General features: G+C 37.3%; 18 protein-coding genes. 13 read left to right on the top strand and 5 right to left on the bottom strand.

Translation table 11 applies throughout. The annotated features are described in order from the left end of the window. The first annotated feature begins 23 nt into the window (after positions 1 to 23). From AC1M9F_RS13240 to AC1M9F_RS13205, 8 genes are all read left to right on the top strand, one after another. Positions 24 to 1,028: an adenosine kinase gene (locus tag AC1M9F_RS13240; protein WP_481593950.1), complete on the top strand. Its 1,005-nt coding sequence runs from the start codon at positions 24 to 26 to the stop codon at positions 1,026 to 1,028. Positions 1,029 to 1,044: 16 nt separating this feature from the next. Then, positions 1,045 to 1,353, top strand: coding sequence for a Rieske (2Fe-2S) protein (locus AC1M9F_RS13235; RefSeq protein ID WP_171076765.1), 309 nt, complete (start codon positions 1,045 to 1,047; stop codon positions 1,351 to 1,353). Between the two features lie 17 nt (positions 1,354 to 1,370). Next, on the top strand, positions 1,371 to 1,985 hold the full coding sequence (locus AC1M9F_RS13230) for an OB-fold-containig protein (protein ID WP_035266601.1): 615 nt from the start codon (positions 1,371 to 1,373) through the stop codon (positions 1,983 to 1,985). A 411-nt stretch (positions 1,986 to 2,396) separates the two neighbouring features. Beyond that, on the top strand, positions 2,397 to 2,588 hold the full coding sequence (gene cydP, locus AC1M9F_RS13225) for a cytochrome oxidase putative small subunit CydP (protein ID WP_481597993.1): 192 nt from the start codon (positions 2,397 to 2,399) through the stop codon (positions 2,586 to 2,588). After that, complete coding sequence (locus tag AC1M9F_RS13220; RefSeq protein WP_035266593.1) at positions 2,588 to 4,168, top strand: cytochrome ubiquinol oxidase subunit I; 1,581 nt, start codon at positions 2,588 to 2,590, stop codon at positions 4,166 to 4,168. Before cydP ends, AC1M9F_RS13220 begins: the two co-directional genes overlap by 1 nt. Position 4,169: 1 nt before the next feature. Continuing rightward, positions 4,170 to 5,315, top strand: coding sequence for a cytochrome d ubiquinol oxidase subunit II (gene cydB / locus AC1M9F_RS13215; protein ID WP_481597992.1), 1,146 nt, complete (start codon positions 4,170 to 4,172; stop codon positions 5,313 to 5,315). Positions 5,316 to 5,341: 26 nt separating this feature from the next. Next, positions 5,342 to 5,443 carry a cytochrome bd-I oxidase subunit CydX gene (cydX, locus tag AC1M9F_RS13210; protein WP_035266590.1) on the top strand — a complete coding sequence of 34 codons (102 nt, stop codon included), beginning with the start codon at positions 5,342 to 5,344 and terminating at the stop codon, positions 5,441 to 5,443. A 1-nt stretch (position 5,444) separates the two neighbouring features. Continuing rightward, positions 5,445 to 5,741 (top strand): cyd operon YbgE family protein, encoded by a 297-nt coding sequence (locus AC1M9F_RS13205; protein WP_481589510.1) that lies wholly within the window; start codon positions 5,445 to 5,447, stop codon positions 5,739 to 5,741. A 58-nt stretch (positions 5,742 to 5,799) separates the two neighbouring features. Here AC1M9F_RS13205 and AC1M9F_RS13200 read toward each other — a convergent pair whose 3' ends face one another. From AC1M9F_RS13200 to ftsY, 3 genes are all read right to left on the bottom strand, one after another. After that, entirely contained in the window at positions 5,800 to 6,435 is a 636-nt protein-coding gene (locus AC1M9F_RS13200; protein WP_481597991.1) for a DUF2057 family protein, read from the bottom strand. A 113-nt stretch (positions 6,436 to 6,548) separates the two neighbouring features. Further along, entirely contained in the window at positions 6,549 to 7,142 is a 594-nt protein-coding gene (locus AC1M9F_RS13195; protein ID WP_481592290.1) for a nitroreductase family protein, read from the bottom strand. Positions 7,143 to 7,379: 237 nt separating this feature from the next. Then, positions 7,380 to 8,459, bottom strand: a complete 1,080-nt coding sequence (ftsY, locus tag AC1M9F_RS13190) for a signal recognition particle-docking protein FtsY (RefSeq protein ID WP_035266635.1) — start codon at positions 8,457 to 8,459, stop codon at positions 7,380 to 7,382. Between the two features lie 252 nt (positions 8,460 to 8,711). Between ftsY and AC1M9F_RS13185 the strand changes: the two genes are divergently transcribed. Both AC1M9F_RS13185 and AC1M9F_RS13180 read left to right on the top strand, forming a co-directional pair. Next, positions 8,712 to 10,019 (top strand): M16 family metallopeptidase, encoded by a 1,308-nt coding sequence (locus AC1M9F_RS13185; protein ID WP_481598009.1) that lies wholly within the window; start codon positions 8,712 to 8,714, stop codon positions 10,017 to 10,019. Between the two features lie 7 nt (positions 10,020 to 10,026). Then, positions 10,027 to 11,538 carry a M16 family metallopeptidase gene (locus AC1M9F_RS13180; RefSeq protein ID WP_481597990.1) on the top strand — a complete coding sequence of 504 codons (1,512 nt, stop codon included), beginning with the start codon at positions 10,027 to 10,029 and terminating at the stop codon, positions 11,536 to 11,538. Here AC1M9F_RS13180 and AC1M9F_RS13175 read toward each other — a convergent pair. Then, the gene (locus tag AC1M9F_RS13175; RefSeq protein WP_481593956.1) at positions 11,535 to 11,855 is read right to left on the bottom strand and encodes a hypothetical protein; all 321 of its coding nucleotides are present in this window, start codon (positions 11,853 to 11,855) and stop codon (positions 11,535 to 11,537) included. The two genes, AC1M9F_RS13180 and AC1M9F_RS13175, sit on opposite strands and share 4 nt — an antisense overlap. Before the next feature lie 106 nt (positions 11,856 to 11,961). After that, positions 11,962 to 12,321 carry a hypothetical protein gene (locus AC1M9F_RS13170; RefSeq protein WP_481587962.1) on the bottom strand — a complete coding sequence of 120 codons (360 nt, stop codon included), beginning with the start codon at positions 12,319 to 12,321 and terminating at the stop codon, positions 11,962 to 11,964. A gap of 225 nt (positions 12,322 to 12,546) precedes the next feature. Here AC1M9F_RS13170 and AC1M9F_RS13165 point away from each other — a divergent pair, with 225 nt between their 5' ends. The 3 genes from AC1M9F_RS13165 to AC1M9F_RS13155 all read left to right on the top strand — a co-directional run bounded on the left by AC1M9F_RS13165 (position 12,547) and on the right by AC1M9F_RS13155 (position 13,823). Next, complete coding sequence (locus AC1M9F_RS13165; protein WP_035266572.1) at positions 12,547 to 12,780, top strand: SEL1-like repeat protein; 234 nt, start codon at positions 12,547 to 12,549, stop codon at positions 12,778 to 12,780. Positions 12,781 to 12,920: 140 nt separating this feature from the next. Continuing rightward, complete coding sequence (locus tag AC1M9F_RS13160) at positions 12,921 to 13,304, top strand: DUF2750 domain-containing protein (protein WP_481597989.1); 384 nt, start codon at positions 12,921 to 12,923, stop codon at positions 13,302 to 13,304. A gap of 87 nt (positions 13,305 to 13,391) precedes the next feature. Continuing rightward, a complete protein-coding gene (locus AC1M9F_RS13155) occupies positions 13,392 to 13,823 on the top strand; it encodes a CBS domain-containing protein (RefSeq protein ID WP_035266567.1) in 432 nt (143 codons plus the stop codon). The last annotated feature ends 104 nt before the right edge of the window (positions 13,824 to 13,927 follow it).

Here is a 13,927-nt window from a genome sequence, read left to right as displayed (position 1 = left end):
TTTTTCGTGATGTGAATTTAGACATGGCTAAAGTTGACCTTTTTGCGATTGGCAATGCCCTCATTGACCAAGAATTCAAAGTATCTGATGAATTTCTTTTAGAGCAAAATTTGCAAAAAGGTACTATGCAGCTTACAGATGGGGAAACTCAAGCCCGTCTATTTCAAAACTTAAAAAATTCTCAAGAATATAAAGGTCAAGCCTCTGGGGGATCTGCAGCTAACTCAACAGTGGCTTTTAGTGCCTTAGGTGGTCAAGCGTTTTATGGATGCCGTGTCGGCAATGATGATCTTGGAGCGTTGTACTTAAAAGGTCTAAATGATGCAGGAATACAAACCTCTGAACGTTCGATCAGTGAAGGCGTAACTGGGACTTGCATGGTTTTGGTCAGTCCTGATTCAGAACGTACCATGCATACTTTCTTAGGTATTACAGCTGAACTCAGTAATGAACAAATTGATTTTGAAGCGCTAAAAACTGCTAAATGGTTATATATAGAGGGTTACCTTTCTACGAGTGATACGGCACGAGCTGCCGTCAAGCAAGCGCGTGCAATTGCGAAAGCAAATAATGTTAAAATTGCGTTAACGCTCTCTGATCCTGCTATGGTGCAGTACGCGCGTACAGGCTTGGACGAATTATTAGATGATGGTGTAGATGTTCTATTCTGTAATGAACAAGAAGCATTGATGTATACACAAACTGATGACTTACAAAATGCTCTTGCTGCACTTAAAAAATTAAGCTCTACCGTCATTATTACGCTTGGAGCAGACGGCGCTCTTGTAGCAACGGAATCAACTGAACTTCAAGTGAAAGGACGTAAAGTTGTTGCTTTAGACACGAACGGTGCTGGTGATGCTTTCTCTGGTGCATTTTTATATGCATTAAATGCTGGTAAAGATTTACAAACAGCGACTGAATTGGCTATTTTAATCTCAAGCCAAGTGGTTGCTCAATTTGGTCCACGTTTAGACGTAGCTGATTACGCTAAACTTCTTAAAGAATTTCAAATAGAAGTCGCATAAAATGAATAAAATTTGCATGACTGAAGACATTCCTGAAAGAGAATCTCGATCTTTTGAAACTGAAAATGGTGACAACATTTTCATTACGCAACGAGATGGTTGCTTCTATGCGTATCAAAATGTATGCCCACATTTGCAAGTTGAGCTCGAGTTTCTTGAAAATCAATTCTTAGATCGTGATCAAGAGTTCATTGAATGCTCTACTCATGGTGCTTTATTTGATGTAGAAACTGGTGTGTGCATTTCAGGCCCATGCCAAGGTGAATCTTTAGAAAAAGTCGAGATTAAAGTTCATTCTGATGGTGGAATTTACTTAGAATCTTAAGTCATGAGGTGAAGGACATGCTGGCATTTTTAATGGAAATTGATTTAATGCCATTTCATATGTGCGTGTTTGCATTGCTAATGCTCAGCATGGCTGAAACCTTAGGCTATTTTGTTGGCTTAAGACCTAGTCAATTTATAAAAAAATTAACACCTTATTGGCTTATTCGCCTTCCTTTGCTTCAAGTTAAATTTTCCAAAGTTCTCATTCTTGTTTTTTTTCTGATCAATTTTAGTTTTGCTGGATATTTTCTTCAGCTCATTGTATTTGCAAGCCAGAAAACCTTTCTAGCTTGGTACTATGTTTTATTACCCGCTTTAATTATCGCAATCTTCTTTACGGTATTTATGATTCATTGTTTGGATCAAGTAATCAAACCCAAATACAAATCAGAGCACTCAAATTTGCTTGGTCGACTAGCAACTGTTTCTAGTGGTAATGCACGACCTGGTTTCTCTGCTCAAGCACGCGTTCGCGATGAATTCGGTCAATTACATTATGTACAAGTTGAACCAGAGTTTGGGGAACTTGAATTTCAATCTCAAATCCTCCTGATCCGTGCAAAAAGATCTCATTTTATTGCTAAAAAAATTGCAAAAACAAATCAACTTTTCAATGTTGATCAGCATTAATTAACTATTACCCCCACTTCAATTATATGCATTTGATTTGAAAATAGTTCATTCAAGGTATTTGTGACGCCTATTAAATTTAAATCCAACCCACTCAACGATTATATAAAAATTAATAAAATCCTTATAACCAACCATTTTAATCAGATTTAAAACCAACTAATTTAATAAACTTCAAAACAGTAATCCTATTATTTTAGTTGGAATTAAAATATTAATACCAAGTATTTTGGTCTATTTTATTTTTTAATATAACCATTTTAGTCAGATTTAATTTTATTAAAAATAAAAATATAAATAACTGTTTTTATTATATTTTTTATATTAAAAATATTTATGACTACAAAGTATTTATTTTAAATAAAAAAAAGATAATAATAATTAAAATAGATTCAAATAATGCATTTAAATATGATGATTAAACCTTCAAGTTTAAATAAAAATTTAATCAAAGAGATTACTCTGATTCTTATTATCAAAGTAATCATTCTTATCGTGATTAAAAATATCTGGTTTGATTCACCTACCATTCCCAAAAACTTTGACCATCAAGTCGCTGAACGAATTACGGGCAGCGAACTTAAAATGAAGGAGACACGTTGATGATTTCTGAAAGCGTGGTCGATCTATCGCGGTTTCAATTTGCAATGACCGCAATGTATCACTTTATATTTGTACCCCTCACTCTAGGATTGGCATTTATCCTTGCCATCATGGAAACCACCTATGTCATTACAGGCAAAGAGATTTACCGAGACATGACCAAGTTTTGGGGTAAGTTATTCGGGATCAACTTTGCTTTAGGGGTAACCACTGGACTAACGATGGAATTCCAGTTTGGTACAAACTGGGCTTACTACTCACATTATGTAGGTGACATTTTCGGAGCGCCATTAGCAATCGAAGGATTAATGGCCTTCTTTTTAGAATCTACTTTTATTGGTTTATTCTTTTTCGGCTGGGAACGTCTTTCTAAAGTCCAACATTTATGTGTGACATGGTTAGTGGCTTTAGGCTCTAATATGTCAGCACTTTGGATCTTGGTTGCAAATGGTTGGATGCAAAACCCTGTCGGGGCCGCATTTAACTATGAAACCATGCGTATGGAACTGGTAGATTTTGCCGCACTAATATTTAACCCAGTGGCACAAGTTAAATTTGTCCATACTGTTTCTGCGGGTTATGTGACTGGTGCAATTTTTGTATTGGCAATTTCAAGTTATTACCTACTTAAAAAACGTGATTTGGCCTTTGCCCGTCGTTCATTTGCCATTGCTGCTATTTTCGGTCTTGCTTCGACATTATCCGTAATTTTACTGGGTGATGAATCAGGATATGAATTAGGTGATGTTCAGAAAACCAAACTCGCTGCAATTGAAGCAGAATGGGATACACATCCAGCACCAGCTGCATTCACATTATTTGGTATCCCCAATCCCGAGACGCAAACAACAGACTATGCTGTGAAAATTCCATATGTCATGGGTTTAATTGCGACTCGCTCTACAACTGAACAAGTCACAGGGATCAAAGATTTAATCGCACAACATGAGCAACGTATCCGTAATGGTATGGTCGCTTATGCACAGCTTGAACAACTTCGTGCTGGAGATCAATCACCAGAACTCAAAGCTGCATTTGACGAGACTCAAAAAGATTTGGGTTATGGTCTATTGTTGAAGAAATACACACCAACTGTGGTTGATGCTACTGAACAACAAATTAAATCTGCAGCTTTAGATACTATCCCTCATGTTCCAAGTTTATTTTGGGCATTTAGAGCGATGGTGGCGTCAGGTTTCTTAATGCTCTTGTTGTTCATTCTTGCAACGTATGCCGTCATGAAACGTAATGCTGAAAATAAAACTTGGTTGCTCAAGTTTGCACTGATCGCCCTTCCACTTCCATGGATTGCAGCACAAACAGGTTGGTACGTTGCTGAAGTTGGTCGTCAACCATGGACTATTGGTGAAGTTTTACCAACACACCTATCTGCATCAAGTATTAGTTCAGCGGATGTATGGGGTTCAATTTTAGCACTCGCTGCTTTCTATACAGTGCTGCTCATCATAGAAATGTATTTAATGATCAAATTCTCGAGACTAGGACCAAGCTCTTTACATACTGGAAAGTATCATTTCGAAAAACTAGCAGCAGCCAATAAGTCAACTGAGGAGATTTAACATGATTGAATATGAACTTCTCAAAATCATTTGGTGGGTATTGGTCGGCGTCCTCCTTATTGGGTTTGCTTTGACTGATGGATTTGATATGGGCTCTATGGCACTGATGCCGTTCGTCGGTAAAGACGATGAAGAGCGTCGTGCTGCTATCAACACAATTGCACCACATTGGGATGGAAACCAGGTGTGGTTTATTACGGCGGGTGGTGCACTTTTCGCAGCTTGGCCAATGGTATATGCAACAGCTTTCTCGGGTATGTACTGGGCGCTGTTACTCGTATTATTTGCTTTATTCCTTAGACCTGTTGGTTTTGACTATCGCTCTAAGCTCGAAAATACTAAATGGCGTAATGCTTGGGATTGGGGCTTATGTATTGGCGGAGCAGTACCAGCACTCGTTTTTGGCGTTGCATTTGGCAATATGTTCCTTGGTGTACCCTTTACACTTGATGAAACTGTTCGTTCAACTTACACAGGAAGCTTGTTTGCACTTTTAAATCCATTTGCCTTGGTCTGTGGATTGGTGAGTTTGACCATGCTTGCTGCTCATGGTGGTGCATGGTTAATGCTACGCACTGAAGGTGCATTAAGAACACGCTCTGCTCAAGCTACACGATATATGGGTATTCTTTTTCTCATTTGTTTTATCGGTGCTGGTGCTTGGTTATATTTCGGCAATATCGAAGGCTACACACTTGTAACCCCTTATGATACGAATGGTGTAGCTAATCCACTCGCTAAAGAAGTACTTACTGATATCAATCATGGTTGGATGAACAATTATTCTATTTATCCAATCACAATATTGGCACCGGTGATGGCAATTATCGGAGGAATAATTGTGGTTTTAGCATCGTCTAAAAATAAAGCGGGACTTAGTTTTCTGGGTACATCGTTCGCTGTGATTGGCACAATTCTCACTGCTGGTTTTGCCCTATTCCCATTCCTGATGCCATCTAGTATTCATCCAAACATTAGCTTGACGATGTGGGATGCAGTATCTAGCCAAATGACACTTTCAGTAATGACTGTTGCTGCATGTATTTTTGTTCCACTGATCTTGGCATACACCACTTGGTGTTACTACAAAATGTGGGGTGTGATTACCAAGAAACATATTCAAGACCACACGCATAGTCTGTATTAAAACCGAATCACTGTTAGGAGAAAATTATGTGGTACTTCGCATGGATACTAGGTGTGTTAATGGCATGTTTCGCGAGTGTACTTGCCGCCATTTACATGGAACAACATCAAGACTTAGATGGTGAATGAAATGAGTGAGCTTGCGATGTCAAATTCTGAAAAACGTAAATACTCATTTGCAATGATCATTTCATTTCTGATGGCATTGCCTCTCGCTACCATATTACTCATCCACCCAAGTCTAATGTTGGATGCAAGTGGTCATTACAGTCACCGTGCCATGATGCTGATTATGATTGGAATATCTGGTGGATTTATCCATGGCGTAGGGTTTATACCACGTTATTGGATATGGAAGTATTTATTTAGTCCATTTGTAGCATGGCCATTGATGATTTATGGTTACTATACTTGGCTGTTCACTTAATTTATAAAAAAGCCCTCTATGAGGGCTTTTTTATATCTGTTTTGAAATATTAAATGTTTTATTGCGTTGCAAGCCAAGTCATAAATTTTTGACGTTCCTGCTTTGAAGAATTTTTCCATACTTCAATCAACGTCTGACCATCATGAGTATTTGTATTTTTAATGTCAGCTTGTTCCACTGTTTGAGTATTTATTGATGGTGAACTTGACTTGGTCATTAGGCTAACTTTTGGATCATTATGCAATATCTGATTGATCGTACCGCCTAGCAAACTTTGCGAGGTCATTTGAACAATCAGATTATTTGAAATGAGTTGATTATTTTGATTATAAATTGCCAATTGAGGATTTTTGGCGAATGTTTTTGCTTGGTCCAAATCTCGTGGTGGATGAATTAAATCCAATTTGTATGACCTATTATCCTCTAGGGTTGGCAATTTCAAAGTAAGAATATCCGACTTTACGATCTCATGATTATTTAAAGGTAGTTCAAAGTATTGATTATATCGAACATTCACCAAAGGTTGATTCGCATCAATTTGGTATTGTTTTTTTGATTTAAATAGTCCTGATTTAACCTCTTGATTATTCACTGAAATTACGACCAGTTCCTCTGGAACCTCCAAGGTCGCCGCTGCAAAAATTTGACTGCTCAAACCCGTAAATATCAATGCAGACGCAATTTTTAATTTCATAAATAACTCAATATTAGATTGTTAGATATGACTACTATGCTACCAAGCGATGACAATTTAATGACAGAACTCGTCATAAAAAAAGGCACCGAAGTGCCTTTATATGATTTGGATTAATTAAAAGTTTTAAAACGAATTTCGTCATCAATAAACGTTTTATCTCCTGCAGGCGCTTCGATTGAACCGAGCACAAGCTGAGCACGAAGTTTCCAAGAAGATGGAATTTCAAATGTTGAAGCCACTTCTTCATCCACAATTGGATTGTAATGTTGTAATGATGCTCCAATATTTTTTTCTGACAATGCAGTCCAAACCGCAAATTGAGCAATAGCTGTTGAATGTTCAGACCAGATTGGAAAGTTCTCAGCATAAAGTGGGAATTGCTCTTGTAAACCTTTCACCGTATCTTGATCTTCATAAAACAATACAGTTGCATGACCCGCTTTAAAGCTATTGATCTTATTTTGAGTTCCCTCAAATGCTTCTGCAGGAACAATTTTACGTAACGTTTCTAAAACGATATTCCAGAATTTGTCATGTGACTCACCAAAAAGTGTTACAACACGTGATGTCTGTGAGTTAAATGACGATGGACTTTGACGTACCGCTTCTTTAATGGTTTCTTCAATCTGAGTATTGTCTAAAGAAACATTCTTACCAATTGCATAGATGGTACGGCGATTTTTAATTTGATTTAGAAAAGACATAACTTATTCCTTATTTTTAACATTCATTGTGTGCTAACGATGATGCTATCTTATTCATATTACGAAACCTTTTCAGCCTTATCTTTATAACAAAGTGTTCTATTTTTGGAACAAATTGCGTATTTAATGTATTGAGTCAAAAGATTCGGCTTTCTCATATTTGATTAACTTTATGAATTTTAAGTATTTATAAAAAAAGCTCCGTATAAGGAGCTTTTTAAATTAACCCAAGAATAATTATTTTTCGTTATCGAATAATGCAGCGACAAATGATTTTGCTGAGAACGGTCTCAAATCATCAATCTTTTCACCTACACCAATAAATCGGATTGGCACATGTGTACGGCTCGCAATGTTAAATAGCACACCGCCCTTTGCAGTACCATCCAATTTGGTAATAGTAAGACCCGTTAAACCTACAGCTTCATCAAACATTTCAACTTGGTTAATCGCGTTCTGCCCTGTGCCAGCATCCACAACAAGCATCACTTCGTGCGGTGCAGTCGCATCAATTTTCTGCATAACACGTTTTACTTTTTTGAGCTCTTCCATCAAGTGACCTTTGTTATGCAAACGCCCTGCGGTATCTGCAATCAATACATCGATCCCTTTCGCTCGTGCACTTTCAAAAGCATCAAAAATTACAGAAGCACTGTCTGCACCATGACCTTGTGCAACGACATGAATATCGTTACGTTCACCCCAAATTTGTAGCTGTTCAGTCGCCGCAGCACGGAAAGTATCGCCTGCCGCGAGCATGACTTTTTTTCCTTCACCTTGCAATCGTTTTGCGAGTTTACCAATCGTGGTTGTCTTACCTACACCATTTACACCCACAACCAAAATCACATAGGGATTTTTATTCGGATCGATATGTAACGGTTTGACACGTGGTGCTAATAAAGCAACTAATTCTTCTTGAAGAGCTTTATAGAGAGAATGAGAGTAGATCAAATCGCCACGCGCAGTTCTTTCAGTCAAATTGGCAATAATTGTTTTCGTCGCCTCTACCCCAATATCTGCGACCAATAATTGCTCTTCAACTTCTTCGAGCAGCTCATCATCAATCTCTTTACCACCGACTAGAATATTCATCATTCCATCAGCTAAATTTTTACGAGATTTTGATAAGCCTTCTTTCATACGACTGAAGAAACCACCTTTCGGTTTTGTTTCTTCAACGGCCGGCACCGTTTCCAGCTTTTCTACTTCATTGTTTTCGATAATAGGCACATTAACGGCCGGGAGGCTCGGTAAGGTGACATCGTCATCACCAATATCCGCATCAATCAAGAATTTATTTTGCTGTTCTTGCATGCCGATTCCTTGAAAAGCATTGCGATTAAAAGAATGGAGTTTAGCATAGATTGCTTTAAATTCACGATCTGCAATTACTTTTAAAACGATCAACCAAATTGCAACAGTTCAATCTTGAATAAATATACGACATCATCAAGAATAATTTTAAAGTCATTATTCGGATTAATTGTGTCTCTCAGCCGGCTCAAATTCTCTCTGCAACTCATTTTCAAACAGACAATCATCATTGCTGCGATTACATCAGCACCGATGATGACATTTGCAAATCAGCAAACTGCTCAACTCTCTCGAAACACCGTCGAAACAACACTGGATAATGGTTTAAGAGTCATTATTAGAGAAGATCACCGCGCACCTGTAGTAATTAGCCAAATTTGGTATGCCGTCGGCAGTAGTGACGAGTCAGGGAATTTACTCGGCATTTCACACGTTCTAGAACATATGATGTTCAAAGGCACTAAAAAAGTACCGAATGATGAATTCACACGCCTTAGTCGAATTTATGGTGGTAGTGTCAATGCATTCACATCCACAAATTACACCAATTACTATCAATTCTATCCTAAAAAATATCTTCCACTGGCATTAGAGTTAGAAGCAGATCGAATGCAAAATTTAGTTCTGCGCCAAGAAGATTTCGAACCCGAAATTAAAGTTGTAATGGCTGAACGACGGCAACGAACAGAGGACAATCCTCGCAACCTTGCTTTTGAAAGATTTAAATGGATTGCATACCCGACCAGTCACTATCGCCAACCAGTGATTGGCTTAATGAAAAATCTGAATAACATTCAATTAAATGATTTAAAAAAATGGTACCAAACTTGGTACGCACCGAATAATGCAACATTAGTCATTATTGGGGATGTAGATCCTGAACAAACCATTAGAGAAGTCAAAAAATATTTTAATAAGATTCCAAAAAAATCAGTTCCTGAGCGAAATGATGTGCTTGAATTTTCAAGAATTGGATATCGCTTTATGGAGCAATATCAGGGTGTACATGTGCCCAACTTGTTTATGGCTTGGAATGTCAATTCCATTAAAACAGCAAAGAACCCTCAAGACGCCTACGCTTTAACCATTATTCAAAATCTATTGGACGGCGGAATTTCAGCACGTCTACAAGATAGACTGATCCGAGATAAGCGAATTCTGACCTCAATTAATGTGAGTTATGATCCATATAATCGTGGGGATAGCCTATTTTTAATCTCTGCCATACCTGCTGAGGGTATCAGTCTTGAGCAAGCGCAAAAACGCATACAGCAGGAACTAGATTTTTTCAAATCAGAATTGGTCAATGAAAAAGAACTCAATCGGGTCAAGGCGAATTTCGTTTCCAATTTAGTGTATAGCCAAGATGATATTATTGGGCAAGCTCGACTCATTGGTTTGCTCAGCATCAATGATCTAGACTATCGCATGATTGATCAACTCCCTGATTACTTCGATAAAGTCACACCGCATGATTTACAACGCATTGCCAATATTTATTTTAATCGTGACAATTTGAGCATTTTACATCTTTATCCTGAACAGAAAAACAACAACTAGGCGTTTTATGAATTATTTGTCTTCTCTATTTTTAACGAGTGTATTGTGTGGTGCCATCTTGAGTTCAATGTCGCATGCTGAGGAACTTATAGAAGCTGAACCAATTGAACAAATCATCGAAGAAGATTCCAGTGGTCTAAGCTCAATCAAAAACTTGTTAAGCTTAAAAGAGATCAAAAAAAATTCGCACAATTATCAAGCGCCTTTTGTTCAAGAACTTAAAAACTCTTTAAATGTACGAACCTTATTTGTCGAAACGAATGATCTGCCAATGGTCGACATTCAAATTACATTTAATGCTGGATCTGCACGAGATGAAGTCATAGGTAAAGGACTTTACGGTATATCCAATATGACAGCTCGCCTTATGCTTGAAGGAACAGATCAGCTCAGTGCCAAACAGATTACCACCACATTTGAGGGATTAGGCGCCAAATATTCTTTCAATGCCTATCGCGATATGTTTGTTGTTCGACTAAGAGTGTTAAATGATCCTGAAAAATTTGACCCTGCATTGAACTTACTACTGCATTTAATCAAACATGCCACCTTCAAACAATCAGGCATTAATCTCGCGCTCAGTAATACTCAAATTGGGCAAAAACAACTTCAAGAGAATCCATCTAGACTAATGTCAATACAACTGTACCGTATGCTGTATGGAGATCATCCATATGCTCAACCAACAGCTGGGACAGTCGGTAGTTTAAAAAAAATTACGCCCGAATTACTCAAAGAATTTAGAGATCGATTGCTTGTCGCTCAAAATTCCAATATAGCAATTACAGGACAACTCACTCAAGATCAAGCTCAACAGATCTCGGAACTGATCAGTATCAATTTACCGCAAGGGCAAAGACAACCTGACCTTCCAACTCCCGTTAGTGAATCAGGTTTTAAAATTTCAATACTAAAACGCGAAAGCCTACAAGCACATGCATTATTGGGTCATTTATCTTTAGAACGAGCACATCCAGATCGTGCCGCTTTGGAAGTTGCCAACAGAATGTTTGGTGGTGGGAGTTTTAATTCAATCTTATCAAAAGAGTTACGAGTTAAACGAGGACTCACCTATAGCGCATCGAGTACGCTGACTACACCACAGGTACCTGGCGTTTTTAGTTTTGGATATGCGACACAACAAGACCAATTGCTCGAAAGCTTAAAGCTCGCACATCGAGTATTCATTGACTTCAAAAAACAGCCAATTACTGACTCTTTGCTTAAAGAAAATAAAGAAAGTATTCTTCGGTCTTTTCCAATGACCTTAAATAGCAATGCAAATATTAATGCCCAAATCGCATCAATTGGTTTTTATGGACTTAATTCCAATTATCTAAATGAGTATCAGGAGCAGATTCGAAAAATAACTCGCCAAGATATTCAAAATGCAATACAAAAACATTTACACCCCGATCAAATGACTGTTATTGCTGTCTCTGACCGTGTCACTGCCAAGGAGATCAAAGAAATACTGAATCAAAATCTTGGGCTCAATCTGAATAAGATTGAAAACTAATCCAACTTTTCAATCGCTGGATAAATTTTTATATGAGCATTCTCGATATGATAAGCATTCAGCAAACGATAAAATTCAATATTTTTAATCTTAGGTTTTGCAAGTAACAAATTTGCCATTTCATGCGTTCGCTCTAAACGATTTTGAGCCGCGAGCGCTTGAACTTGTTCAAAGTGGGCTGAATTAATTGGACGATTCAGTGCAATACTAGAGACAATAAGAATAAAAAGTACAATGCCTATGATGAAAGCATTTTGAATCTGCTCAATATTTAATTGTGAGAAAAGATCAGACGAAATTTTTTTTAAATGGAGCATGTACAACCTCGGATTAGCTTAAGTGTAATCCGAGATGCTTTAAAAATATAGTGTTAACGTTGATTTAAAGAAGAACCATTATGCAAAAAATGGCGCTTATTCACCTTTAAGAGACTACATTCTGCACAACACCAAAATATAAGATAGCAGCGATCACCGCGAGTACGATAAAAATAGTGAAAACACTCAAACCACCTTCAGCATCATCAGGGTGTTCTTCGTCAATGACGGCGATACGTTTTAATTCGCCGTCATAGTAGCGATAAAATTCAGCTTTCGCTGCAGGATCAAGCGTCTGCGTGTAATCATGCACACGTTTACGCTGCTCTAAACAGTAGTGACCTAAATGGATTTCTTGATGAAAAATTGCTTCATCAAGTTGTTTTTTATGATGATGTGCAAGCGCAATAATATCGGATGGCTCTGGTGGATTGCCAAATGTGAAACCATCAATGGTATTAGTCATAAGTCATTCTCCTTTATAGTTATTTACAGTTTTATCATAAACCCAATATAAAATGATTAAAGTTTAATCATGTAAGTATTCTTTAAAAGATTTATCTTGAAAATTTATTTGACAATTAACGCAAATTGTAATATTAGTTTAATATTACTTTGTTATATTCCATTTTGACCTAATTTAGGTCTTTATAACTGTAGTACTAATCATAATTAGAATAAGGAGTTTTATATGATTAAACAATTCTCTCAACAAGACCTCGAACATATGTATTCAAATGCTGTAAATACCATTCAATTTGAAATGAATTTTACAGACGCAGTTTCAGAACTTGAGAATGCAGCACGTGCGGGTCATGGTAAAGCAGCGATGTTTCTAGCTGAACTCTATCTTCAAGGTTTCCGTGTAGAACGTGATTCTTTGAAAGCACAGTATTGGCAAAACATGGCCACAATGCAAGCATAAATAAACGTCACATTAGTGGCGTTTTTTTAGCTCTTTTATTTACATATTTGCTTACCAAACTTTAAATTAATGCAACTAAACTTTAAGAAAAAATCATTAGACTGAACTTATCATCATTGGTAATGAATCATCGAACGATCATGAACACCTTTGTACAGTTGCAACCAAATTCAAAGCATTTTTTACTCAAAGTTAATATCCTTAAAACCATGATGTATTGTGGAGTACTGTGGGGACTGTACAATCCAGAACATCAAGGTTGGGCCATTCGATCAATCAATCAAGAATACATATTCCCCTTCTGGCTCAACTCAGTCCAGGCTTTACATTATGCAAAAATTCACTGGCCGCACTATCAGCCTCGAAAAATAACGTCTGATGATTTTAAAAATTCACTACTCCCAACCCTAACGCGACTAAAAGTCACACCTGCCCTGTGCAATCATCGAGATCGCCACTTTAAGCTCACTATTCCACACATGCAGATGCTATTTTTTCAAAATCATTTGAGCCCATCTATTTAGCAGAAAATTCCACTAAAACAATTGTAAATATTTAAGATTTCAGTTATTAACTTATACATGGACGAATAACCAACAAGAGGAACCTTTATGACAACAGTAGCTCAAGTCCTACAAAATAAAAACAATTCAGAAATCTCTACCATCACACCTGATGCTACGGTTTTAGAAGCAATCACATTAATGGCAACAAAAGGTATTGGTGCCGTTGTTGTCGTACAAGATGAAAGACTTGTTGGAATTTTATCTGAACGGGATTACACGCGTAAAATTGCACTTATGCAACGTACATCCGACTTAACTACAGTCTCAGAAATTATGACTGGTACGGTTTTATCTGTAAGCAAAAGCAACACCGTAGATGAGTGTTTAGATTTAATGACAGAACGTCATATTCGCCATCTGCCAGTATTAGAAGACGATAGACTCGTCGGAATTGTATCTATTGGTGACTTAGTTAAAGCCGCGATGGAAGACCAAAAAGTGTTGATTGAACAACTTCAACAGTATATTTCAGGATAAAGCTAAGCTCCCATCTCGGGGGCTTTTTTGATAATTCAATCATGATCTCAATTTTGAACAATAGATTGAAATTGGTCATCTTTTACAATTATTTTCTTTTATTG

Source organism: Acinetobacter sp. ANC_7504 (genome assembly GCF_056779995.1).
This window is presented reverse-complemented; position numbering and strand designations above follow the sequence as displayed.